The sequence below is a fragment of the Neoluteolibacter marinus genome (assembly GCF_014904755.1).
Classification (GTDB): domain Bacteria; phylum Verrucomicrobiota; class Verrucomicrobiia; order Verrucomicrobiales; family Akkermansiaceae; genus Haloferula; species Haloferula marina.
Map to the genome: position 1 here is coordinate 22,830 of NZ_JACZFQ010000020.1, position 23,565 is coordinate 46,394.

15 protein-coding genes are annotated in these 23,565 nt (G+C 66.0%); 7 read left to right on the forward strand and 8 right to left on the reverse strand.

Going from position 1 to position 23,565, the window contains the following annotated elements:
- Positions 1 to 9: 9 nt before the first annotated feature.
- From IG178_RS04470 to IG178_RS04480, 3 genes are all read right to left on the reverse strand, one after another.
- Entirely contained in the window at positions 10 to 408 is a 399-nt protein-coding gene (locus IG178_RS04470) for a cyclic nucleotide-binding domain-containing protein (protein WP_193211323.1), read from the reverse strand.
- Positions 409 to 500: 92 nt separating this feature from the next.
- Positions 501 to 3,221 carry an ATP-dependent DNA ligase gene (locus IG178_RS04475; protein WP_193211324.1) on the reverse strand — a complete coding sequence of 907 codons (2,721 nt, stop codon included), beginning with the start codon at positions 3,219 to 3,221 and terminating at the stop codon, positions 501 to 503.
- Positions 3,222 to 3,330: 109 nt separating this feature from the next.
- Positions 3,331 to 4,011, reverse strand: coding sequence for an SDR family oxidoreductase (locus tag IG178_RS04480; RefSeq protein WP_193211325.1), 681 nt, complete (start codon positions 4,009 to 4,011; stop codon positions 3,331 to 3,333).
- Positions 4,012 to 4,105: 94 nt separating this feature from the next.
- Between IG178_RS04480 and IG178_RS04485 the strand changes: the two genes are divergently transcribed.
- Complete coding sequence (locus IG178_RS04485) at positions 4,106 to 4,846, forward strand: zinc metallopeptidase (RefSeq protein WP_193211326.1); 741 nt, start codon at positions 4,106 to 4,108, stop codon at positions 4,844 to 4,846.
- A 166-nt stretch (positions 4,847 to 5,012) separates the two neighbouring features.
- Here IG178_RS04485 and IG178_RS04490 read toward each other — a convergent pair whose 3' ends face one another.
- Positions 5,013 to 5,810: a glycoside hydrolase family 16 protein gene (locus IG178_RS04490; RefSeq protein WP_193211327.1), complete on the reverse strand. Its 798-nt coding sequence runs from the start codon at positions 5,808 to 5,810 to the stop codon at positions 5,013 to 5,015.
- A gap of 181 nt (positions 5,811 to 5,991) precedes the next feature.
- Here IG178_RS04490 and IG178_RS04495 point away from each other — a divergent pair, with 181 nt between their 5' ends.
- From IG178_RS04495 to IG178_RS04505, 3 genes are all read left to right on the forward strand, one after another.
- The gene (locus IG178_RS04495) at positions 5,992 to 7,992 is read left to right on the forward strand and encodes an ATP-dependent helicase (protein ID WP_193211328.1); all 2,001 of its coding nucleotides are present in this window, start codon (positions 5,992 to 5,994) and stop codon (positions 7,990 to 7,992) included.
- Positions 7,993 to 8,104: 112 nt separating this feature from the next.
- On the forward strand, positions 8,105 to 9,514 hold the full coding sequence (locus tag IG178_RS04500; protein WP_193211329.1) for an SLC13 family permease: 1,410 nt from the start codon (positions 8,105 to 8,107) through the stop codon (positions 9,512 to 9,514).
- A gap of 92 nt (positions 9,515 to 9,606) precedes the next feature.
- Positions 9,607 to 10,584 (forward strand): glycoside hydrolase family 43 protein, encoded by a 978-nt coding sequence (locus IG178_RS04505; RefSeq protein WP_193211330.1) that lies wholly within the window; start codon positions 9,607 to 9,609, stop codon positions 10,582 to 10,584.
- 1 nt (position 10,585) lies between these two features.
- Here the strand turns inward: IG178_RS04505 and IG178_RS04510 are convergent, their stop codons facing one another.
- The 3 genes from IG178_RS04510 to IG178_RS04520 all read right to left on the reverse strand — a co-directional run bounded on the left by IG178_RS04510 (position 10,586) and on the right by IG178_RS04520 (position 15,962).
- A complete protein-coding gene (locus tag IG178_RS04510; RefSeq protein ID WP_193211331.1) occupies positions 10,586 to 12,214 on the reverse strand; it encodes a beta-N-acetylhexosaminidase in 1,629 nt (542 codons plus the stop codon).
- Positions 12,215 to 12,312: 98 nt separating this feature from the next.
- Positions 12,313 to 14,406: a polyphosphate kinase 1 gene (ppk1, locus tag IG178_RS04515; RefSeq protein ID WP_193211332.1), complete on the reverse strand. Its 2,094-nt coding sequence runs from the start codon at positions 14,404 to 14,406 to the stop codon at positions 12,313 to 12,315.
- A 17-nt stretch (positions 14,407 to 14,423) separates the two neighbouring features.
- Positions 14,424 to 15,962: a Ppx/GppA phosphatase family protein gene (locus tag IG178_RS04520; RefSeq protein ID WP_193211333.1), complete on the reverse strand. Its 1,539-nt coding sequence runs from the start codon at positions 15,960 to 15,962 to the stop codon at positions 14,424 to 14,426.
- 203 nt (positions 15,963 to 16,165) lie between these two features.
- Here IG178_RS04520 and IG178_RS04525 point away from each other — a divergent pair, with 203 nt between their 5' ends.
- Genes IG178_RS04525 through IG178_RS04535 form a run of 3 tightly spaced genes read left to right on the forward strand, consistent with a single transcriptional unit; the run spans position 16,166 to position 22,731 of the window.
- Positions 16,166 to 21,445, forward strand: coding sequence for a lamin tail domain-containing protein (locus IG178_RS04525; protein ID WP_193211334.1), 5,280 nt, complete (start codon positions 16,166 to 16,168; stop codon positions 21,443 to 21,445).
- 48 nt (positions 21,446 to 21,493) lie between these two features.
- Positions 21,494 to 22,318, forward strand: coding sequence for a polyphosphate kinase 2 family protein (locus IG178_RS04530; protein WP_193211335.1), 825 nt, complete (start codon positions 21,494 to 21,496; stop codon positions 22,316 to 22,318).
- Positions 22,318 to 22,731 carry a hypothetical protein gene (locus IG178_RS04535; protein ID WP_193211336.1) on the forward strand — a complete coding sequence of 138 codons (414 nt, stop codon included), beginning with the start codon at positions 22,318 to 22,320 and terminating at the stop codon, positions 22,729 to 22,731. The genes IG178_RS04530 and IG178_RS04535 overlap by 1 nt, the downstream gene beginning before the upstream one ends.
- Positions 22,732 to 22,746: 15 nt before the next feature.
- On the opposite strand, the gene IG178_RS04540 is transcribed toward IG178_RS04535, so the two are convergent.
- Positions 22,747 to 23,565 carry a DUF4397 domain-containing protein gene (locus tag IG178_RS04540; RefSeq protein WP_193211337.1) on the reverse strand — a complete coding sequence of 273 codons (819 nt, stop codon included), beginning with the start codon at positions 23,563 to 23,565 and terminating at the stop codon, positions 22,747 to 22,749.

Consider the following 23,565-nt stretch of genomic DNA (forward strand, 5'->3'; position numbering starts at 1 on the left):
GACCGCCGTTCAGCGGTTGCGCCAGAAGATCGATTCGCCGTCGTCCATCTCCTCGACGTAGTTGAAGGTCAGCCGCTTGACCCGGCCGGCAAGCATCCGCGCAATCTCCAGGGTGACGTCGATGTTGGTGGCGAGCAGCGCCGCGGCGTCGCCGGCGGCGAACATGCGGGTCTTTTTGGTCGCCACCACGGTGGCGGTCGGGAGGATGCCGAGCAGGGCCGAGACCTCGCCGAAAGCGGATCCCTTGCGTGAAATCTTGCAGACCGGCACGTGGTCCTTGGTGATCTGCACTTCCCCTTCGGCGAGGACGTAAAGGCAATCGATGGGGTGATTTTCCCGGATGATTACATCTCCCGCTTCAAATTCGATTTGTGGATGATCCTTGAGGAGTTCGAGAAGTCCGGTCATTCCGGCCAGTGTGAATGCCCGCGTGTTGCGACCAAGGAAGCTTCGGTGAAACTTTCTTCACAAAAGAGCCCCGGGTCCCGTTGGGACGTGGGTCAGACCAAACCCCGGACAAACTGGAGGGTGTCGATGTCCGCGGCAGCCTTGTTGCGGCGGATGCCTTGGATCCGCGGGAAGCGCAGGGCGAATCCCGAATCGTTCCGTTTGGACGGCTGGACCGAATCGAAGGCGATCTCCAGCACCAGGTTCGGCTCGACCTGGTGCCTGCCCCGCTTGCTCTGCAGGGTGTGGCGAAGGAGGTGCTCGGAAAGCTCCGCGGCCTCGGCATCGGTGAGACCGGACTGAACCCGGCCGATCGTCAGGAAGCGGTCGCTCGATTCGTCGCGGACCGCCACGGTGAAATCGCTGAGCAGTTCGGCGCGACGGCCGCTTCCGCGCTCGGCGGCGATCACGACGCAGTCGATGGTGCTGGAACTCTTCAGTTCCAGCCAGGTCATCCCTCGGCGGCCGGGGGAGTATCGGCTGCCGGGTGCCTTGGCAATCAGTCCGCCGTGGCCTCCGGCACGGGCATCGCGGAAGGCATCGAGCAACGCGTCCGGATCCGCCGGGCAGCGCTGGACATCGCCGGCAAGGATCTGTTGCGGAGGTCCGGCGAGCAACGATTCCAGGCCGGCTCGGCGGTCTTCCAGCGGTGAAGCGAGCAGGTCGCGGCCGTCCCGCCAAAGCAGGTCGAAGGCAATGAAGCGCACGGGCGGCTCGTCCGTGGATTCGCCCGGGGCCGTAAAGAGGTCGGTCTGGGCGACGAGGCTGCGGCCGGTTCTTTTCTGCAAGTCCGGCACCGTGAGTTGCCGGCCGTTGGCATGGGCGATGATCTCGCCATCGAGGATGAAGTCGCCGGGCAGCGTCAGGGCAACATCCAGGAGTTCGGGGAACTCGCTGTCGAGCGGGTGGAGGTCGCGTGAAAACAAGGCGACCCGGTCTCCTTGCTTGTGAAGCTGGCCGCGGATTCCCTGGTAGTCGGGCTCCAGCCAAAGGCCGCCGTCCGGGAGGTCGCCGGTGGCGGCCACCAGCGACGGCGCGTCCGGCATCGGGGTGGCGAGCATCAACTTCACCGGGGTGAAGGGGCGCAGGGTCGCTTCGTCGAGCTTGCCGGCGCGGGCAAGCGTGGCGACTTCCCCGGAATCCCCGCTGAGCATGTTGGCATGCCGGACCGCGGCGGCATCGACGGCAAAGGCCTCGGCGATGGCGTCCTCGATCAGCCCCGGTTTGATCCCGATCTTCAGGTCGCCGGCGAGCAGCCGGACCACGGTTTCGCCCTCGGCGGGGTGCAGGGTGCGCAGGCGCTCCGCCAGTTGTTCGATCCGGGCCAGCGAGCCGGGGGCCCGCGCGAGTTGCTCGAAAAACCCGTCGAGGCCGGCTAGGTCGAGGGGTTCGGGTTTCAACGCGAGCTCCTGCAGCAGCAACCGCGCGGCGTGGGCGAGGTCGGTGTGGGCCTGTCCCAGTTCGCGGTAACGCTCTTCCCTGACTCCCGGCAGTTTCAGCAGGGCGCTTCTCAAGGTCAGGGATCCGGCGCGGATGGTGCGGCGGTCCTCGGCGTCGGGCAGGGCGTGTCCACACAGCCAGCGGGTTGCCAGCGAAAGGTCGACGTCCTCGGTCAAGCCGCGCAGGTAGGCGGCGATGTGGCGGATCTTCTCGACCCGGCTGCTGGTTTCGCCGGTCAGGCGGCAGAGGCTGGTGAAATCCGCGAGGGGGCAAATCGGCCGGATGTGGCGGGCGCTGGCGGTGGTGCGGGTCTTGCTGGCAGGCAAGGCGCTGCGGGCCGGCGGCGGGGCGAGCTGGAGCTCGATCTGGTCGTTGCCGGTGGCCGACCAGGCGTCGTAGCCGTGCTGGCGGAGCTCCGCGGCGAATTCACGGGTGTAGCCGTGGACGGTCAGGATCTTCTTCGGGCGCACGCGTTGGACGCACTCGGTCAGGCCGGGGTGGTCGGCGTGGTCGGAAAGCGGGATGGCCTCATCGACCCGGTAGCGGTACGAGGAGCTGGCCATCAGTGCCCAGCCGCTGAGCATTGCGACCCGGCGGTTGCCCACCGAGCGCAGGAGCTTCGAGCGGACCGTGTTGGGCGGGGTAATCACCGCGTGGCCGGGGGGCACGGGGCCCTCGAGGACGAGTGGTTCCGGCAGGCCGCTCACGCCCGCGGCGCGACAGGCGGCGGTCATGTCGGCGACGCTGGGGTGCTGGACCACCGGGATGCCCTGTTCGTGGAGGATCGCAAGCGCCTCCTGCGCCTTGCCCAGCGAGTAGGCGAGCAGGACCGGGACCTCGCCGTCGGCGAAGGCATCGTGGACGAAGCGCAGCACCGCGCCCTCGACCTCCATCGGCGGAGGGAAGGCGAAGCGCGGCAGGCCGAAGGTGGTCTCCAGGATCAGCAGGTCGGCCTGCTGGAACACCGCCTGTTCCGCGGTGCGGCCGCGGCGGACCTTGAAGTCACCGGTGTAGAGCAGGCTGGCGCCGTCGGAAATGCGGGTGACGTGGAGCATCGCCGAGCCGGCGATGTGCCCGGCCGGCAGCAGGCGCAGCCGGTGGCCGTTGCGCTCGATGGCGGTCAGGAAGGGCACCGCCTCGAGCCGCGACCCGGGCATGCCGTAGCGGGAGCCGACCAGCGCGGCGGTGATCTCCGAGCACAGCGCGTTCTCGTGGCGGGCGAAGTGGTCCGCGTGGGCATGCGAGACGAATGCCCACGGTTTCGCGTCCCGGGGATCGAGCCACAGGTCGAGTTCCGGAAGGTGCAGGCCACGTTGGTAGCGGACTTCAATCACTCTCTGGCCGCAGCGTGGGACCGACCGGCGGGGCGGCCAAGCATGAAGCGCGGCTTGATTGATCCGGCTAGGCAGGACAGGCGAAAAATAGCGGCTGCCTTCGGCCCCCTCAGGCCGGCGCGGTCAGCGCCTGGCCGTTATCCTTGGCCCCCAGCTGCTCGAGGAAGGGCACCACCTTGATCGCCCAGCGGGCGGGATCGGGGAATTCCGAGGCCGAGGCGCCGAAGGTGCTGCGCAACATGTCGGTGTCGATGATTCCCGGATTGAGCGCGACCGCCGCGAGGCCGCCGGGGAGTTCCTGCGAAAGAGCCTGCGTCAGTCCCTCGATGCCCCATTTGGTGCAGCAGTAAGGGGCGACCTCGGGTGAGGTCGATCGGCCCCAGCCGGATGAGAAATTCACCACGACACCCTGTCCGCGGGCGATCATCGCCGGCAGGAAGCCGCGGCAGACGAGGTGGACGCCCTTCAGGTTGACGTCCATCACCCGCGAGAAGTCGTCGGGCTCGACTTCCCACAGCGGCGCGTTGCGGTTGATCAGGGCGGCATTGTTGAGCAGCAGGTCGGGGGCGCCCGGACCGGCGAGAATGTCGTCGCAGAGGGATTCGACTTCTTCCCGCGAGGTGACGTCGCAACGGCAGATCCGGTGGCCGTCGCCGATCTCGGCCGCGAGGGATTCGACCGCCGAGGCGTTGGTGCCGCAGCCGGAAACCCGCCAGCCGCGTTGCGCGAACAAGCGGGCCATGGCCAGGCCGAGTCCACGCGTGCAACCGGTGATCAGGACGTGCTTCATGCGCCGACCCTAGGGTTGTCGATTTGAAAAAACAGGCCCGTTTTCCAATCGTCTCCGGGTTGCGCGGGTGGGGGAGCCGGTTTAAGTCGGGCTCATGCTTTTCGAAAATCTCCTTCTCGCCGCCCAAACCCACGCCCAGCAGGGGGGCATTGGGATCGGCTACTGGGTGATCATCATCGGCACCACCCTGGTCAGCATGCTGATCAGCAGCACGCTCAAGTCCCGATTCAACGAATATTCGCGGATCCCGATCCGCATGACCGGTGCCGAGGTGGCCGAGGCGATGCTGCGCCAGAATGGCATCAACGACGTGCGGGTCATCAGCGTGCCCGGGCTGCTCACCGACCACTACGATCCGATCAAGAAGACGGTGAATCTCAGCGAGATGGTCTACGGCATGAACTCGGTCGCCGCCGCCGCCGTCGCGGCCCACGAATGCGGTCACGCCGTCCAGCACCAGCAGGCCTATGCCTGGCTCAATTTCCGCTCGAAGATGGTTCCGGCGGTGCAGTTCGCCAGTTCACTGCAGCAGTACCTGATGATGGCGGCGATGTTCGGCCTCTTCCTGTTCCACAGCCCCTTCATGCTGTGGCTGTTGGTCGCGGTCTTCGCGGTCACGGCCCTGTTCGCGGTGGTCACGCTGCCGGTTGAGTTCGATGCCAGCAAGCGGGCAATGGTGTGGCTGGAGCGCAGCGGCGTTGCCAACCAGATGGAGCACGAGAAAGCGCAGAACGCCTTGTTTTGGGCCGCGATGACCTACGTCGCCGGTGCGGTGGGCGCGGTCGCCCAGCTCCTCTACTGGCTGAGCCTCGCGATGGGCCGCCGGAACGACTGAAATCGTGAACGGAGCGCCGCATTCATTCGGCTTGGACGGCAGGCCTTGACGGCCGGGCGATCCGGTCCCGCGGATGGACAGCTGCAAGGACCAGGCAAACCGGGCGATCCGGAGGCCTTCTTTCCAAGCCGACTGAGTCCGGTGCTCCCGCCACCTCCCGCGCGCCTCAGGGCCGCTGGTAGATGCGGACGTAGTCGATGGTCATCCGCTGCGGGAAAACGGTCGACGCGTCCGGCGGTCCCGGCCAAGCGCCACCGACCGCGACGTTGAGGATCATGAAGAACGGCTGGTCGAAGGGGGCGGGGAAGGGCTTGCCCTCGCTCTTCCACTCCTTCTGGGTCTGGTAGAGCTTGCCATCGACATACCAGCGGATCTCGTCCTTTTCCCACTCGGTGGTGAAGACGTGGAAGTCGTCCGCGAAGGTGCCCTCCTTCAGCTCGAAGGGGGCGCCGGTGTGGATGTTCTTCGGCCAGGAAGCACCGTGATGGAGCGTGCCGTGGACCTTGTTCGGCTCATGGCCGACCAGCTCCATGATGTCGATCTCGCCGCTGGCCGCCCAGCCGCCGTAGGTTTCCTTTTCCGGCAGCAGCCAGATCGCCGGCCAGATGCCCTTGCCCTTCGGCAACTTGGCGCGGACCTCGAAGCGGCCGTAGAGCCAGCTGGCCCGCCGCTTGGTGCGCAGGCGGCCGGAGGTGAACTCCTTCTCCACCCCGCCGGCGTTGAAGTAGCCCTTGCGGGCCTCGATCACCAGGTGGCCGTCCTCGACGCGGACATTCTCGGGGCGGTCGACGTAGTACTGCATCTCGCCGTTGCCACCGCCGTGGCCGTTTTCCTCGGCGGCCCATTTGGTGAAATCGATCTCCTTGCCGTCGAACTCGTCCGACCACACCAGTTTCCAGCCCGGAGGCGCTTCGGCATGGGCGACGACGGTGGCGGCAAGCAGGAGGAAGAGGGTGCGGATCATGGTGGTTCGCGATGGGTTCGGTCGGGTGTGGATACGGGCCGATTAGGTGCGACCGATCATGCGTTGTCACGATAATTGCATTATTTTGCAGTGATGGATTTCTTCAAGTCCGGCGCCCGGCCGGATTTCCGCGATCCTCGCATTGCCAATCCGGCCTGCTCCCGCTTCCATCCGCCCGCGCATGGCAGGTGGCTTTTCCTTCGACTCCCTCAACAAGGCCCAACGGGACGCGGTCGCATCGCTCGACGGTCCGGTGCTGATCCTCGCCGGGGCCGGGACCGGCAAGACCCGCACCGTCACCTGCCGGATCTCGAACATGCTGGAGCAGGGGATCCCGCCGGAAAACATCCTTGCCGTCACCTTCACCAACAAGGCCGCCTCCGAAATGCGCGAGCGCATCGGCGGCATGGTTTCGAAGAAGAAGGCCGAGCAGATGACCGTCTGCACCTTCCACTCGCTGTGCGTCCGGCTGCTGCGCGGCGGCATCCACAAGCTCGGCTACAAGAAGAACTTCTCGATCTGCTCCGGCACCGACCAGGTCGGCATCATGAAGCAGCTGGTCGTGCGCATGGGCGGCAAGGACGAGAAGATCAAGGCCGAGGCGGTGCTCGCGGAAATCTCCCGCGCCAAGAACCGCGGGATCGCGCTGGAGGACATGGACGACGATTTCTTCTCGTCGCTTGCCGTCGCCTACCAGAACGAGTTGCGCGCCCAGAACGCCGTCGATTTCGACGACCTGCTGACGCTCGCCGAGCAATTGCTGCGGGAGCACGCTGATGTCCGCGACTACTTCCGCTCGGTCTACCAACGGGTGACCGTCGACGAGTTCCAGGACACCAACGGCCTGCAGATGCGCTTGCTCCAGCAGCTGGTCGGGCCGCCGTTCCACGTCTGCGTGGTCGGTGACGACGACCAGTCGATCTACGGCTTCCGCGGGGCGGAAAGCGCCAACATCCTCGAGTTCGAGCGCTTCTTCCCGAATCCCAAGATCATCCTGCTGGAAGAGAACTACCGTTCGACCCACGCCATACTCCACACCGCCAACAGCCTGATCCGCAAGAACGTCGGACGTCGGGAGAAGATGCTCAAGTCGACAATCCTCGGCGGCGAGCCGGTGCGGCTGGTGGGCATGCCCGGCGACGAGGAGGAGGCGGTGTTCATCGCCGAGGAAATCCTCGCCGACAAGGCCCGCGGCAACCTGCCATGGGAGGATTTCGCCGTCCTGTTCCGCACCAACAAGCAGAGCCGCAAGCTCGAGGAGGCCCTGCGCGAGCGCAAGATCCCCTACCGCATGGTCGGCGCCCAGAGCTTCTACGACCGACGCGAGGTCAAGGACGCGCTGGCCTACGTCGCCCTGCTCGACGACCCGGAGGCCGACGTGCCCTTGCTGCGCGTCCTCAACGCCCCGCCGCGCGGGATCGGCCAGTCCACCGCGGTGCTGGCCACCGACTACAGCCGCGAGATCGGCCAGAGCGTCTGGCGGGCGCTGACCGACGAGAACTTCCTGTCCCAGCTGTCGACCAAGGTCCGCAACTCGATCGAGACCTTCACCACCCAGGTGCTGACCGCGAAGATGAAGATCGACGGCAAGGTGGCGCCGGCGAACCACGTGCTGAAGGAGTTCCTCGACGAGATCGAGTACCTCGACTGGCTGCAACGCGGCAGCAAGACGGAGAACGAGAAGACCCAGCGTCAGGAGGGCATCGGCGAGGTCCTGTCGGAGCTCGCCAAGGCGATCGGCAAGGGCAAGAGCCTGCGCAAGTTCCTCGACGACAGCGCGCTTGCCTCGGACCGCGAGGACGACGATCTCGACAAGAAGTCCGGTGCCACCCTGATCACCTTGCACGCCTCCAAGGGCCTCGAGTTTCCCAACGTCTTCCTGGTCGGCCTGGAGGAGGGCGTGTTGCCTCACCAGCGCAGCGTGGTGGAAGGCACCAAGGACGAGGAGCGGCGCTTGCTTTACGTCGGCATCACCCGCGCCCAGAAGCGGCTGAGCATGACCTACTGCACCGTTCGTACGAAGTGGGGCAAGGAGGAGTCGTGCCAGCCCAGCAGCTTCATCCTCGAACTCGACGACGAGCACCTGATCCACACGACCTACGACGACATCATGGGCGCCGAGGCGGACGACGAGGAACTGGGCAACTTCTTTGGCGGCTTGAAGGACTTCCTCGGCGACTGAGCGGCGGGTGTCAGGCTTGGGGCTTCCTCGGGGAGCTCCACATGTGCCAGCGTGCGCGGATCATCCCCCGCGGCGACCGGAAGGTTCCCCTGCGGGAACCGTGAGGCTGACGATGGATCCCGAATTCGAAAGAGAACACGAGGAGTTGCCCTTTTTTCGGCGACGCCGGACCTGGCTGGTGCTGGTTGCGATCGCGCTGATGACCGGCGTGGCCTGGTGGCTGCCGCTTGACGGGGATGGCACGGCGGCCGCGGGGCTGGACGTGATGGAGGTGAAGGTCGGCCTCGGGATCTTCGCCGGGGTGGCCTTCCTGTGGTTGACGGAGGCCTTGCCGCTGGCGGTGACGGCGCTGCTGGTGCCGGCCCTGGCGACCCTGTGGCGGGTGTCGGACCTCAAGGCGGCGCTGGTTCCGTTCGCCGATCCCTTGATCTTCATCTTCCTCGGCGGCTTCGCGCTGGCCGCGGCGATGTCCCGCCAGGGCATCGACCGCTGGATCGCCCGCAACCTGGTGAGGATGGGGAAGGGCCGCTTCCTGGCGGTGGCGGTCGGCTTGTTCGGCGCGACGGCGTTTCTCTCGATGTGGATCAGCAACACCGCGACGACCGCGATGATGCTGCCGCTGGCACTCGGACTGTTGGCCAGCGCCAAGGTGCCGAATCCGCGGAATGCCGTGTTCATGCTGCTCGGGTTGGCCTACGCGTCGAGCATTGGCGGGCTGGGGACCCTGATCGGCAGCCCGCCGAACGGGATCGCAGCCAAGCAACTGGGAATCGATTTCACCGAGTGGCTGAGGTTCGGGATTCCCGCGGTACTGGTGCTCCTGCCGGCGATGATCGTGGTGTTGCACTTTCTTTGCCGGCCGGACCGCGAGGTGCATCTGGAAATGGACGGCGCGCGCTTTGCCATGACCGGTCCGCGCCGGGCGACCCTGGGGATCTTCGGGGCGACCGCGGCGTGCTGGGTCGGCGGGGCGTGGATCGCTCCGGCCCTCGGCGTGACGGGATCGTTCGACTCCCTGGTGGCGCTGGTCGCGATCGGCGTGATGCTGTTCTTCGGCGTGGTGCGCTGGCAGGACATCGACCGCGGCACCGAGTGGGGCGTGCTGCTGTTGTTCGGCGGCGGGCTGGCCCTGAGCGCGGTGTTGAAGGAGACCGGTGCCAGCTTGTTCCTGGCGCGGGTCCTGGGCGAAACGATCGGCGCCTGGCCGCCGCTGCTCATCACCGCGGGGGTCGTGGCGTTCGTGATCGGGCTCACCGAGTTGACCAGCAACACCGCTTGCGCGGCCCTGTTCGTGCCGGTGTTCCACGCCTTGGCGGAACAGTTGGGGATGGTGCCGTCGCAGCTGGTCACGCCGCTCGCCCTGGCGGCGTCGTGCGCCTTCATGCTGCCGGTGGCGACGCCGCCGAACGCGATCGTCTTCGGTTCCGGCCAGGTTCCGCAGCGGCAGATGATCCGCGTGGGCCTGGTACTGAACGTGGTGTTCGTGGTGCTGTTGACCTTGCTGTCGAAAGCATTGTTCTGAGGTGGCGCCAATTTCGGCCGCGGGCGGCGAGGGGGCTTGCGGTGGGTCTAACCGGAGTGTTAGTCAACGGGTCGAACGTGTTTTCTTCCTCCATGAATCCGACCCGAAATCTCGCCGCCGTCGCCTTGCTTGCACTTCTCGCCACCTCGGCCGCCGAGGACAAGAAGGCGGGGAACCCCGTCTTCCCCGGCTGGTATGCGGATCCCGAGGGGATCATCTTCGGCAATGAATATTGGGTCTATCCGACGTTCTCGGCGCCCTACGACCAGCAGCTCCATTTCGACGCCTTTTCCTCGACGGACCTGGTGAAGTGGAAGAAGCACGAGAGCATCGTCGACACGAAGGACATCAAGTGGGCGAAGCGCGCGATGTGGGCGCCGTCGATCATCGAGAAGGACAAGAAGTTCTACCTCTTCTTCAGCGCGAACGACATCCAGAACAACGAACAGCTCGGCGGGATCGGCGTGGCGGTGGCAAACAAGCCGGGCGGACCCTACAAGGATCACATCGGCAAGCCGCTGGTCGACAAGTTCCATCACGGCGCGCAGCCGATCGACGGCTTCGTGTTCCGCGACGACGACGGCTCGCATTACCTCGTCTACGGCGGCTGGCGGCACTGCAATGTCGCGAGGCTCGCGGACGACTTCAAGAGCCTGGTGCCCTTCGAGGACGGCGAGACCTTCAAATCGATCACGCCCGAGGGCTACGTGGAGGGTCCCTTCGTGTTCAAGCGGGACGGCAAGTACTACTTCATGTGGTCGGAGGGTGGCTGGACCGGTCCCGACTACCGCGTCGCCTATGCGGTTTCGGATTCCCTGTTAGGGCCGCACAAGCGGATCGGGCTGGTGCTCCAGCAGGACGCCGACGTTGCCACCGGCGCGGGTCACCATTCGGTGATCCACAACAAGAAGGACGACAATTGGTACATCGTCTATCACCGCCGGCCCTTGGGCGAGACCGACGGCAACCACCGGGTGACCTGCATCGACAAGATGGAGTTCGACGAGAAGGGAATGATCAAGCCGGTGAAGATCACCTTCGATGGCGTGACGGCGGACCCGCTGAAATAGATCACTCCGGAACGTCCGGATACTCCGGCTTGGCGCCTCGGTCAGTCACCTCCGGGGTGTCCGCGAAGGGGTCGTAGGGGCGGATGCCGTGGGCGCGCAGCCACTCGAGCTCAGCGGGCAGGCGGCGTTCGAAGCTGTGGAAATCCTTGCGCTCCGCCGGCGTCCAGGCGGCTTCGGCGAGGGCGACGAGACGCGGCCAGGTCATGAAATCGCGGCGTTCCTGCGTTACGGTCGTCTCCGTCCAAAGGCAGGCCTGGATGCCACGCACGCGGCGCTCGTCGTCCGGCGTGAGCTTCAGGGCCGCGGGAAAATCGAAGGTGTCCTGCAGCGGGTTGAAGCCGCCCCAGCGGCGGCCGGTCTTGTGGGAATCGTGCTGCACGAAGTCGAGGTAGCAAGGGCGGCGCGGACAGAGCACGACGGAGTATCCCTTCTCCAGAGCCTGTCGCAGGACCTGGGGTTTGTCGTGCCGCCACCAGAAGACCAGGGTCCGGTCGCGCGGCAGCTCGCGCGCCACGATTTCATCCCAGCCACCGGTTTCGAAGCCGAGCCGGTTGACGGTCCCGGCCATGCGCCGGTTGAACCAGGTTTCGACCGCGGCGAGGTCCTTGAGTTTCTCCTTCGTCATCAGGTCCTGCACCTCCGGCAGGTCCTTCCAGTGGTGCCAGCCGAAGTGCACCTCGTCGCCGCCGAAATGGATGACGCCGGCCTCCGGAAATAGGGCCGCGACCTCGGCAAGGATGTCGTCGAGGAAGGCCAGGGTTTCCTTGGCGGCGGGGTTGAAGGTGAAGCGCGGCCACTTGTCCTTGTTGCCCTTCTGCACGAATCCGCCGCCATCGTGCTGCGGGTAGGCGCGGACCGCGGCGTCGGCGTGGCCGGGCATGTCGACCTCGGGGACGATGGTGATATGCCGCGCTTTCGCGTAGGCGACGATCCCGCGGATCTGCTCCTGGGTGTAGAACTGTGCCGGGGCGTCGGGCGATTGGTCGCTTTCGTTGCCGCGGCCGCCGATCGCGGTGAGCGCGGGGTATTTCTTGATCTCGATCCGCCACGCCGGGGAGTCGGTCAGATGCCAGTGGAGGCGGTTGAGCTTGTAGCGGGCCATGGCGTCGAGCAGCCGTTTCACCCCGGCCTCGCCGGTGAAATGGCGGCTTTCATCGAGCATGAAACCCCGCCAGGCGAAGCGCGGGGCATCGACGATGAATGCGCCGGGCAAAAGGACGGCCCCCTGGTCGTCGCGCTCCGCGGCGCGGAGCAACTGGGCGAGCGTCTGCAGGCCGTGGAAATGTCCGGCGGGAGTGGCGGCGTGGATGTTGGCGCATTCGGCGACGATGCGGACCACGTAGCCCTCGCCCGCGGGCACGGGGAAGTTGTCGGGCAGGGAATCCGCGGACAGGAACTGGATGGCAGCCGGCGCATCGGCGGGGGCCGGGCCGAGCGGGAAACCCGCGGCTTCGGAAAGGGTCGCCAGGAACAGGTCGCGCGCCGCGGGATCGGCGACGTGCACCCTCGCCCCGGCGGCAAGTTTCAGTGGCGATCCGGATTCCTTCACCCCGGCCGCGCGCGGGATCAGCGGAAGCTCCGCGAGTGCGGGAAGGGACAACAGGAAGAGGCCGGCGAGCAGGACTTTCATCGCGGGTTCCTAGTCCCGCGGCCGTGGCGGCACACGCAAAACCCGTGGCCGTGCGCGCACGGGATTTGCGCTTTTGCGAGGGTGCCGGACGCCGGCGGCTACTTCGGCACGTGCGGCTCGAAGGTCATCGCGCGTTCGTGGCCGCGGGCCTTGGCGGCGCGGCGGGCTTCCTTGAAGAAATGGTCCTGGGCGCGGAACTTCTTCTCGCCGCCGACCGGGCGGATCGGTTCCGAAGAGCCGTCGGGAAGGATCCGCGACGCCTGGGTGTTGTCCTGGAAGAAGGCCTCGAGGATCCGCAGCAGCCGGCGGCGGGCGCGGCTGTCCTCGACCGGGATCATCAGCTCGACCCGGCGGTCGAGGTTGCGGCCCATCCAGTCGGCGGAAGCGATGAAGATGTCGGGGTCGCCGCCCTGGTGGAAATAGAAGATGCGGGCGTGCTCGAGGAAGCGGTCGATGATGGAGACGACGCGGATGTTCTTCGAGTGCTTCGGGTCGCCGGTTTTCAGGCAGCAGATGCCGCGGATGTTGAGGTTGATCTCCACCCCCGCCTTCGACGCCTGATAGAGGGCGGCGATGATCTCGGGGTCCTGCAGCGAGTTCGCCTTGGCGAGGATGCGGGCGGTTTCTCCCTGGCGGGCGCGCTCGGCTTCCGAGGCGATGAGGTCGAGCAGGCGCGGCTTCATCGCGGTCGGGGCGGGGACCAGGCGCTGGAAGCGCAGCAGCTTCGAGCGGCCGGTGACCGCATTGAAGAACAGCGAGGCGTCGGCGCCGTACTCGGGCCGGCAGCTGAGCAGGGAGATGTCGGTGTAGAGGCGGGCGGTGCTCTCGTTGTAGTTGCCGGTGCCGAGGTGGACGTAGCGGCGCAGGCGGCCTTCCTCGCGGCGCACGATGAGGCAGATCTTGGCGTGGGTCTTGAGTCCCTTCACACCGTAGACGATCTGGGCCCCGGCGCGCTGGAGCTCCTCGGCGCGGAGCAGGTTGCGGGCTTCGTCGAAGCGGGCCTTGAGCTCGACCAGCACGGTGACGCTCTTGCCGTTCTCCGCGGCGCGGATCAGCGAGTCGATGATCCGCGATTGCTTCGCGGTGCGGTAAAGGACCTGCTTGATCGAAACGGTCTGGGGATCGTCCGCTGCTTCCTCGAGCAGTCGCATGACCGGTTCGAAGCTCTGGTAGGGATGGTGGAGCAGGAGATCGCGGCGGGCGATGTCGTCGAAGATCGAGTCGCCGGGGGTGAGGTCCGGGGACGGTTGCGACGGCCAGTCCTCGACCCGCAGGTGGTCGAAGCCAGGGATGAACGCGAGGTCCATGAAGCCGGACAGGGCGAGCGGGCCGGCAACGCGGTAGACTTGTTCCGAGCTGGTGTTGCACACCTGCTGGATGAGCTTGCCGAGATCGCGCGGCAGGCTTGCCGGCAGTTCGAGCCGGACGGTGTCGGAAAGCATGCGGGCGGCGAGGACGTCCTCCATTTCGCCGGCGAGGTCGCTGGCGTCCTCTTCCTGCACGGCGATGTCGCCGTTGCGGGTGACGCGGAAGCAGGCGGTGGCCTCGACGTCTTCGCCGGGGAACAGCTCGCCGGCGTGGTGGGCGACGAGATCCTCAACCAGGACGAACGAGGCGCCGTCGCCTTCATCGCTGACCGGGACGCGGCGGCCGATGCCGTCGGGAATGGGAATCAGGGCGTGGCGGATCTCGCCGGTCTCACCGTCGGCAATGCGGCAGGCGACGACGAGCTGGAGTGCCGGGACCAGCGGCGGGTCCTCGCCCAGCACCACCGCGAGGGGGGTGAGCAGGGGCGAGATGGAATCGTGGAAGGTCGCGGCGACCTGATTCGCTTGGACCGGGTTGAGGTCGCGGGTCGCGAGCAGGCGGATGCCGGACTCGTTCAAGGCGGCGCAGAGCTCGCCGGAGAAAAGCTGATACTGCGCCTCCACCATTTTCTGTACCCGGCGGCGGATCGCGGCGAGCTGCTGCACCGGGGTCATGCCGGAGGGATCGGGCGCCTTGCGGCCGCTGCGGCGCAACAGGATGAGGCTGCCGACGCGAACCTGGAAGAACTCGTCGAGGTTCGATGCGGTGATCGCGAGGAACTTGATCCGCTCGAGCAGCGGGAGATCCGCGCGCAGGGCCTCGTTCAGGACGCGCTGGTTGAACTCCAGCCAGGACAGTTCGCGGTTGATGAAGGGAATGGACATGGAAGGAGGTGGAGGGGTCAGCTGGCGTCGTCGATGGTGACCTCGAGGCCGAAGACCTGTTCGAAGAGATCGCCCTTGGACGCCATGGCCAGCCGCTCGACGGCGGCGTCGGTGACGCCCGGCAGGACGAGGCGGAGCCGCCGGTCGTCGCGGCGGACGACGATTTCATGGACGCGCTGGTCGTGGGTCCGCTCGAGGGCGTCGGCGACGCGGAGGATGGCGGAAAGCTTCGACATCCGGATACGGTCGTCGGTGTCGAGGTCGCGGTAGTTGGGGTGGTCGAGCCGCGGGCCGGAGTGGCGGTGATAGCGGGCGATCATCGCGATCATCGAGATGTCGAGGCGATCGAGCCCGAAGATCTCGCTGTTGAGGATGATGTATTCCGAGTGCTTGTGGTGGGCACGCGGGCTGATGAAGGTTCCGACCTCGTGGAGGATGGCGGCGACCTGGAGCAGCATGGCATCGTGCTTGGTCATGCCGTGGAGCTCCTGCAGCTCGGAGAAGAGGTGGCCGCAGATGGTGGCGACGTGCTCGCCGTGGCGGGGGTCGGATTGGTAGCGGGAGGCGAGGATCCGCGCCGAGCGCAGCACTTCCTGGTCGAGGGTTCCGGCGAGGTGGCCGGAGACGAGCAGGTCGAGGAGGATGCCTTTTTCGTATTCGCTGGCGGGAATGTGGATTTCCTGGAGGCCGAAGGTTTCCGCGATGGCGAGGTTGGTCTCCAGGGCGGGGAGCAGCGCCTCGGCGGTCTGGTAATCGACCTGATAACGGGTGACCAGGTCGAGCTCGCTCATCTGCGAGGCCTCGACGGCGACCTTCTTGAGCGCCTTGGTGGTGGCCACGCTGCCGCCCTTCGACAGCTGGCGGGGGATCTGTTGGATCTCGTAGCCGATGACCACCAGGGCATCGAGCTGCACGTCGTGGTAGTCGAAGCGCATCTGGGCGAGGTTGCCGCTGGTGTGCTCGCGGATGACCCGCAGCATCGCCGCGCCCTCGGCATGGGAACCGTCGATCGCCTCGCGGGTGCGGTGGGTGCCGAGGCGGTAGCTGGTGTAGCGGGTGATCGCGCCATCCTGGAACAACAGCGCGCGGGTGTTGCCGGGGCCGATGTGGACGACCAGCGTGCAGCGGCGCTTCATCGCCGGGGTGTCCTTGAGGCGGCGGCGGGTCTTGAGATAGATCAGGCGGGTCATTTCCCCGTCGTCGATCGGGTTGATCGACAAGCCGCAGGCAATGCGGATGCGGTTGAGGAAGGCGTCGTGGTTGGTTGCCTCGACCAGGATGTTGGTGGCCACCGCGCGGGTGATCTTGCGGCCGTCGGCGCCGTACTCGGCGAGCGCGGTTTGGTAGTCCTTGAGGATGGCGACGATGCGCTCGGTGGTCTCCGAGCTGACCCGGCCGTGGCGGAAGACGTCGCGCGCCAGCGGGGCGGGTTTTTCGAGGAAATCGACCGCGCGGTGGGAGCCGTCCGGTTGCGTCTCGGCGATCAACATCGAGACCGAGCTGGCCCCGACATGGATCGCGGTGACCAAGCATCCGGGAGCAGTCGTGTCAGGCATCGCCCCAGCCTCGTTGGCGGCCGGGGTGCTTTCAATGACGAATATGTGACGGGAGGGCGAGGCGGGCCGCTGGCCGCGAGGCTCAACGGGCCAGGAGGCGATCTGGTTGCTTGAAGCGATTGATTCTCAACAGTGGATATTTGAGTCCTGTTACCAAAACGGGTTTGTATTCGAGTGGCGAATTCGTCACCCCCTGCAACCTGATGACCCTCAAGATCCCTACCTGCCTGCTGGCTTTGTGCGTGGTCCGGGCGGGCGCCCAGGTCCAGGTGAACGAGTTTCTGGCCGCCAACACGCAGGCACATCCGGACATCGTCGATTTCGAGGACTACCCGGACTGGATCGAATTGAAGAACACCAGCGCCGGAGCAGTGAGTCTCGCCGGCTACTATCTCAGCGATGATCCTGCGAAGCCGTTCAAGTGGCCGTTCCCGCCGGCCGCGTCGATCCCGGCGAACGGCTACCTGATGGTATGGGCCGACGGTCACGACGCGTTGCCCGGCCTGGTCCGGCCGCGCGGCTATTGGCCGTGGCGGAATTTCACAACCGAGGGTTATCACACGAATTTCTCGCTATCGGCAGACGGCGAAGCGGTGGTGCTGACCCGGGCGAACGGGATCGCGACCAGCAGTCTGGTGACGGCGGCGGATCCGATCCCGGTGCCACCGGCGGCTGCCGCGGTTTGGAAATACCTCGATGACGGCAGCGCGCAGGCCACCCAGTGGCGGGCTCGCTCGTTCGACGACTCCACCTGGGCATCCGGCTCCTCGAAACTCGGCTACGGGGATGCCGGAATGGCGACCACGCTTTCGTACGGTGCCGACCCGAATCAAAAGCACATCACCACCTACCTGCGCCACACCTTTCATGTCGCCAATCCCTCGAATGTCGCCAGCCTCAGCCTGAAGCTGCTGGTGGACGACGGAGCGGTCGTCTATCTGAACGGCGAGGAAGTCGTGCGCCAGAACCTGCCGGCGGGGACCATCCAGCCGAACACGCTCGCCAGCCTCGGCGTGGGCGGAACCGGCGAACTGGCCTTCACGACCTACAACCTGCCGGCCACGGGGCTGGTGGCAGGCGACAACGTGCTGGCGGTGGAAGTGCACCAGGCGACGGCGGACAGCTCCGACCTCAGCTTCGACCTCGGGTTGAGCGCCACAACCTTGAGTTCGTCAGACCAGCTGGATCTGATCACCTACGGTCCGCAAGTGGATGACATCTCAACCGGGCGGAATCCGGCGAACGCGGCGGAGATCGTCCGCTTCGCCGTGCCTTCGCCCGGCGCGGCGAACAGCGGCGCCATCGTTCCGGCCGGGACGGTGCAGGGAGTCGGGCTGTCGTTGCTTCCCGCGGGAGGATTCTACCCGGCGCCGCAGGAGATCACCCTCCATGCCGAGGAGGGCGAGATCCGTTACACGCTCGACGGCAGCTTGCCGCGGGTCACCTCCGCGCTTTACACCGCGCCCATCCCGGTGTCATCGACAACGGTCTTGCGCGCCCGGGTTTTCGCGGAGAACAAGCCACCGGGGCCGGTCGAGTCGCGGACCTACTTTATCGGCGAGACGCCGGGCGACGTTCCCTACGTGTCGGTGGTCGCCGATCCGGTGGCGCTGTTCGGCGATCAAATCGGGATCTATCAGAACCAGCACGAACCCTATGTCTCGGGAAGCTCGGGTCCCCGGGATGTGTACAAAGGCAAGGATGCTCCCGGATCCCTCGAATTCTTTCCCGCCGGCGGGGCGCCGGGGTTCCGGGTCAACGGCGGCTACCGGATCGGCGGCGAGAACAACTGGGCCAGCAACGCCCAGCACGCGCTGAACTTCGCGCTGCGCGGGAAGTACGGCGACGATGCGATCAAGTACAACCTGTTTCCCGGTTCCGGGGTGCCGCTCCACACCGGCTTGACCCTGCGCGAAGGGGGCGACGCCTGGGGAAAGGAGATGCTCCGCGACGGAATGTGGGCCTTCCTGCCCACGGGGCAGATGAAGGCGGAGGGGGTCGACTACCGGCCCGGCATCGTCTTCATCAACGGCGAATACTGGGGCATCCACAACCTGAGGGCGCGCTGGGATGACGCCTGGTTCTTCGAGCACAAGCGGGTGAGCGCCGACGACATCGACCACCTCCTGTATGGGCACGTCGACTCCCAGTCGGTGTCGCTGGGAATTGAAAAGGGCAATGCGGACGACTGGCTCGACCTGATGGATTTCCTGACCACCCGGGACCTGACCGACCCGGGCAACTACGCCTTCGTCGAGTCGCGGATCGACATCGACAGCTTCATCGATTTCGTGGTCGCGGAGTCCTACGGGATCAACACCAGCTGGCGCCACAACCGCGAGTTCTGGCGCGAGCGCAAGGCGGGTTCGAAATGGCAATGGCTGCTGCCCGACATGGACCAGACATTCCGTGTCTCGCAACTCGGCACCAGCGTGTTCAACCAGTTGCTGGGCAGCGAGGAGGTCCTCGTGCGCTTGAAGGCGAACAGCGGGTTCAGGAACCGGCTGGCGCAGAGGTTCGCGGCGCATGTCGCCTCGACCTTCAAGCCGTCGCGCATCGAGGGAATCGTTGACGGGATGGCGTCGGAAGTGGCCGGCGAGGTCGACCGCCACAGTGCCCGGTGGGCGGCCAGCGGGGGCATGACCGCCGCCAGCCGGGCCTCCTACATCCAGGACACCAAGGATTTCGCCGTGAACCGAAATGCCAACGTCCACGCCGAGATCCAGTCGAACCTCGGGCTTTCCTCCGCGGTGGACCTCACGCTGGGCATCGGCCCGGCCAGCGGGGGCAAGGTGCGGGTCGAGGGCGTGCCGGTCGAGCCGGGGGGGCTGCGGGTGTTTCCCGGGATCCCCCTCGAACTCGTCGCCGAGCCTGCCCCGGGATTCGAGTTCGCCGGGTGGAGCGGGGCCTCGGGAGACGCCGCGACCACGGTGCTCCTGAGTTCGGCGGCAGCGATCACCGCCAATTTCACGGCCTCGGGTGAGACGGTCACGGGCGGGGTGCTGGCGACGGACACCGTATTCAATTTGCAGGGGTCTCCCTACGTCCTGGACGAGGACCTGATGGTGCCGCCGGGCGTCACCCTGACCATTGATCCGGGCGTGATCGTGCGCATGCCGGCGGGGAGGAACCTCCGCGTCCAGGGCGCGCTCGACGTTCGGGGCTCCGCTGCCCAGCCGGTGCAGGTGCTCGGCCGCAATGGCGAGCGCTGGGGTGGCATCAGCTTTGAGAACGGCAGCCGCTTCTCCTATCTGTCGAACCTGGTGATTCGCGATGCGACCCGGGGATTTGATCCGGTGACCTATCCGGCGGCAGTCTCCGCCCTGGATGCGACGCTCGTTGTGGACGGGATCGACATCGACAAGTCGGAGAGTCCGGTATTCGCACGGGGCGGCGTGACCATCGTCTACAACAGCCGCATCCACACGCCCTACACCGGGGACTGCATCAACGTGAAGGGCGGTTTTGCCGAGGTCAGCGACTGCGTGTTCTTCGGCAACAATGCGCCCGACACCGATGCCATCGACTACGACGGGGTCGCCGGAGGATCGATCCTGAACAACCGGATCTACCGCTTCCAAGGCTCTAACAGCGATGGCGTCGACATCGGCGAGCAGTGCTCCGGGCTGAACATCCAGGGCAACCTGATCTACTACTGCTCGGACAAGGGATTCTCGGTGGGGCAGGGATCGACGGTGGCACTTTGCCGGAACCTGGTGGTTGGCTGCGAGCTGGGGGTGGGGGTGAAGGACAGCGGCTCTGCCGCGGTCGTCGACCAGAATACCTTCGTCGATTGCAAGGAGGGCGTGAGCGTGTACGAGAAGAACTTCGGCAATGGCGGTGGCGCGGCGACCGTCGAGAACTGCATCTTCTCAAACTGTTCCGGGGGTGCCGTCCTGTTCGATGGCTTGTCGACGGCCACGGTGGACTATTCCTTGTCGGATACCTCGGAGTTGGCGGGAGCGGGCAATCTTTTCGTGGATCCCCAATTCGAGGATCCGGTGGTGCTGAACTTCCAGCTCCAGCCGGGTTCACCGGCCGTCGATGCCGGAAATCCGGGCCATGCTCACGATCCGGACAGCAGCCGGGCCGACATGGGTGCCTACTACCTCTACTCGGCGGGCGACTATCCGTTCGTGATCGGCGAGACGGTGGTGATCGAGGAGGTGCTGGCGAATTCGGGCGAGGACCCGGATTGGATCGAGCTGCACAACCGCTCGGGAAGCCCGATCGACATCGGGGGCTGGTTCCTCAGCGACAGTGGCTCGAATCTGACCAAGTACCGCATCCCGGCCGGCACCGTGATCGGCGCGGGCGGCTATCTTGTCTTCTACGAAGACACGGCCTTCGGTGCGGCGAGCATTGATCCCGGCCGGATCACACCCTTCGCGATCAGCGACACGGGCGAGACGCTCTACCTCAGCTCCGCGGTGGGTGACGAGCTCACCGACTACCAGTCGAAGGAGGACTTCGGCGCTTCGCTGGCGGGGGAATCGCTCGGCAACCACTACAAGCCAAGTAGCCAGAGCTGGAACTTCGTCGCCCTCGTCGCGCCGACGCCCGGGGCGCCCAACAGCGGCCCGCGGATCGGGCCGGTGGTGATTTCCGAGATCCAGTATGACCCCGCGGGGGACGCGGATTCGGAATACTTCGAGCTGACCAACGTGTCCGGCCAGTCCGTGACGCTCTACGATGCCGACAAGGGCGCGGCGTGGCGGATCACCGACGGGATCGAATACGAGTTTCCCGCCGCGGTGCCGCTGGTGATGGCGCCGGGCGAGCGCATCGTGTTCACCCGGAACCTGGTCGAATTCAACGCCGCCTTCAGCGTGCCGCCGGGCACGCGGGTCTTCGAGTGGATCTCCGGCAAGCTCTCCAACGATGGCGAGCGCCTGCAACTCGCGCGGCCCGCCGGTCTCGATGGCTCGAATGTCCGCCAGTATGCGCGGGTCGACCGGGTGAACTACGAGCCGGCCTCGCCCTGGCCTGCCGCCGCCGCGGGAACCGGTCCGTCGCTGACCAAGGTGTCGGTCGCGGATTTCGGCAATGATTACGCCAACTGGATCGCCGCCACGCCGAATCCCGGAGCGGGGGCTCCCGGCCCCTCGTTCGCGAGCTGGGTCGGTGGCTTCGGTTTGCCGCTTGATCAGCTCGATCCCGAGGACGATCCGGATCGCGACGGTCGGGCGAATCTCGTCGAGTATCTGACCGGATCGTCGCCTTCGGTCCGCGATGCCGCGCCGCCTTTCAGCATGGATTTGGATGATGGCTGGGTGGTGATGTACTACGATCTGCGGACCGATCGCCCGGGTGCGACCGCGGTGATCGAGCACTCGGAGACGATGGCAGCCGGGGGCTGGTCGGTGGTCGGCAGCGTGGCGCTTTCCACGGGGCCGACCGTGCAGGAGCGTTACGCGGAGTTTCCGGTTTCGGGGTATTCCAAGGGCTTCTTCCGCATGCGGGTGACAGAAACAGCGCCGTGACGACTCGATGCTTGCCAGTCCGGCGCCCTGCCCGGAACATGGGCTCCGATGAAGATCGGCGAAGCGGTGAAACGCTACCGGGTGAAATCCGGCCAGAAGCTCGACCTCGGGTCGATCGAGACGGGAGAGATCTCGCTATACACGGAGGGAGGAAAGGCGAAGTCGCTGGAGTTGTTCGACAAGCTCCGGGATGAGTTGCAGGCGCTGCAGAAGGTCCTCTACGCCCAGAACAAACACCGCCTGCTGGTGGTGTTGCAGGCGATGGACACCGGCGGCAAGGACGGTTGTGTGAAGCACGTCTTCTCCAGGGTGGATCCCCAGGGCGTGCAGGTGAAGGCATTCAAGAAGCCCAACGAGGATGACCTGGCCCACGACTTCCTCTGGCGGGTCCATCCCCATGTGCCGGGCAACGGCCAGATCGTGATCTTCAACCGCAGCCACTACGAGGACATCCTGGCGGTGCGGGTGAAGAAGCTTTTCGGCGACGAGGTCTGGAAGCGCCGCTACCGCCACGTGATCGACTTCGAGCGGATGCTCGCCGAGGAGGGGACCACGATCATCAAGATCTTCCTGCATATCTCCAAGGACGAGCAGAAGCGCCGGCTCGAGTCGCGGCTGGCGAATCCGGGCAAGCATTGGAAATTCAATCCCGACGATCTCGCCGACCGCGCCCGCTGGAGCGAGTTCCAGCGCGCCTACGAGGACCTGATCGAAAAGACCGCCGCCGACCACGCGCCGTGGTTCGTGATTCCCGGGGACCGCAAGTGGTACCGCAACCTCCTCGTCGCGCAGATCATGGTGGACACCCTGCGCAGCTTGAACATGGACTTTCCCCAGCCGGACTGGGACCCGGCCTCCGTGGTGATCGAGTGATGGCCTGGAAGCGATGGATGTGGCTGGGTGTCGTCCTGCCCCTGTTAGCGGGATGCGGTGGCGGCAAGCCCGAACCGGAGCCGGAGCCCGAGGCTCCGCTCGATCCCTACCGGGCACCGATGGCGCGGCGCATCAACGAGGTCCTGTACGCCAGCGACAAACCGAAGAAGATCCTCGAGGAGCTGGCGCTGATGGGGGTGGTTCCCGGCCTGAGTTTCGATGGCTTCAAGGAAACCACGGGGATCGACGACTGGTTCGCGGAGGAATGGGGCTACGACAAGCTCCGGCAGACGTCCCTGACCTGCGGGCTGTCGCCGGTGGTCGGTGACGACGGCCGGATGGTCGTGCTGTTCCGCAGCCGCAAGGTGTTCGACGGCAAGATGTATGAGGAACTGCGGCTCACGCCGGAGTGATCCTGATGGGCCTGCCTACTCCGCGGTAGGGGTGCGCCGGAGGAACACGATCTGGAGAAATCCTCCACTCGCCCCGTCGGACGAAAGGAAGAACGAGTTGTCGCTTTTCAGGATCATCATCTGGACCTGTTCGTTTCCGGGCAACGGGATGATGTTGTTCTCCTGCATTTTCCACTCGTCCTTTGCCTTGTAGGCGAGTTCGTAGACCACCTGTTCGTCGCGCGCGCGGACGAGGTGGGTCTCGCGGTTCTTCAGCTCCTTGCTGTCATTGCCGTTGCAGCGGATCATGACCGGATAGGGGCTGAGGTTGTGGATGCGCATCTGGCCGGGCGGTAGTTTTGACGGGTCGTCGTCGATGACATGGGCGGAGAAAGTCCCGTCGTCGGCGGGAGCCAGCAGCACCGTCGCGCGGCGGCATCCCCCGGCGGGCAGGGCGGCGAGGGCGACGAGATCCGGCTTGTCCTTGCGGCGCTTCTCGAGCTCGAGGGCGAGCCCGGTCCGGGCGGGTTGCGCGGCGGCCTCGCCCTGCCGGGCGGGAGTTCCTTCAAGCGGGCTGATCTGGTGGGCCTTGTCGTCCTCCGTCGGTTCGGCCGCCGGCCGTGAGGTGCCGCCGCCATGCTGATAGATCTCCATCAGCGCCGGCCCCTTGTAGGCGACGGGTTCCGAGTAGCAAAAGCTGCGCGCGGTGAGCAGCTTGCCGGACTCCCCGGATTTCAGCGACAAGCCGCCGATCTCATCGCCCCAGGCGACCAGGTCGAGCTTGATCGAAACCGCGGCATCCTGGGCAAGGAGCGGGGCGGCGACGAAGAGGAAGGCGGCGAGGAGCCACTGCAT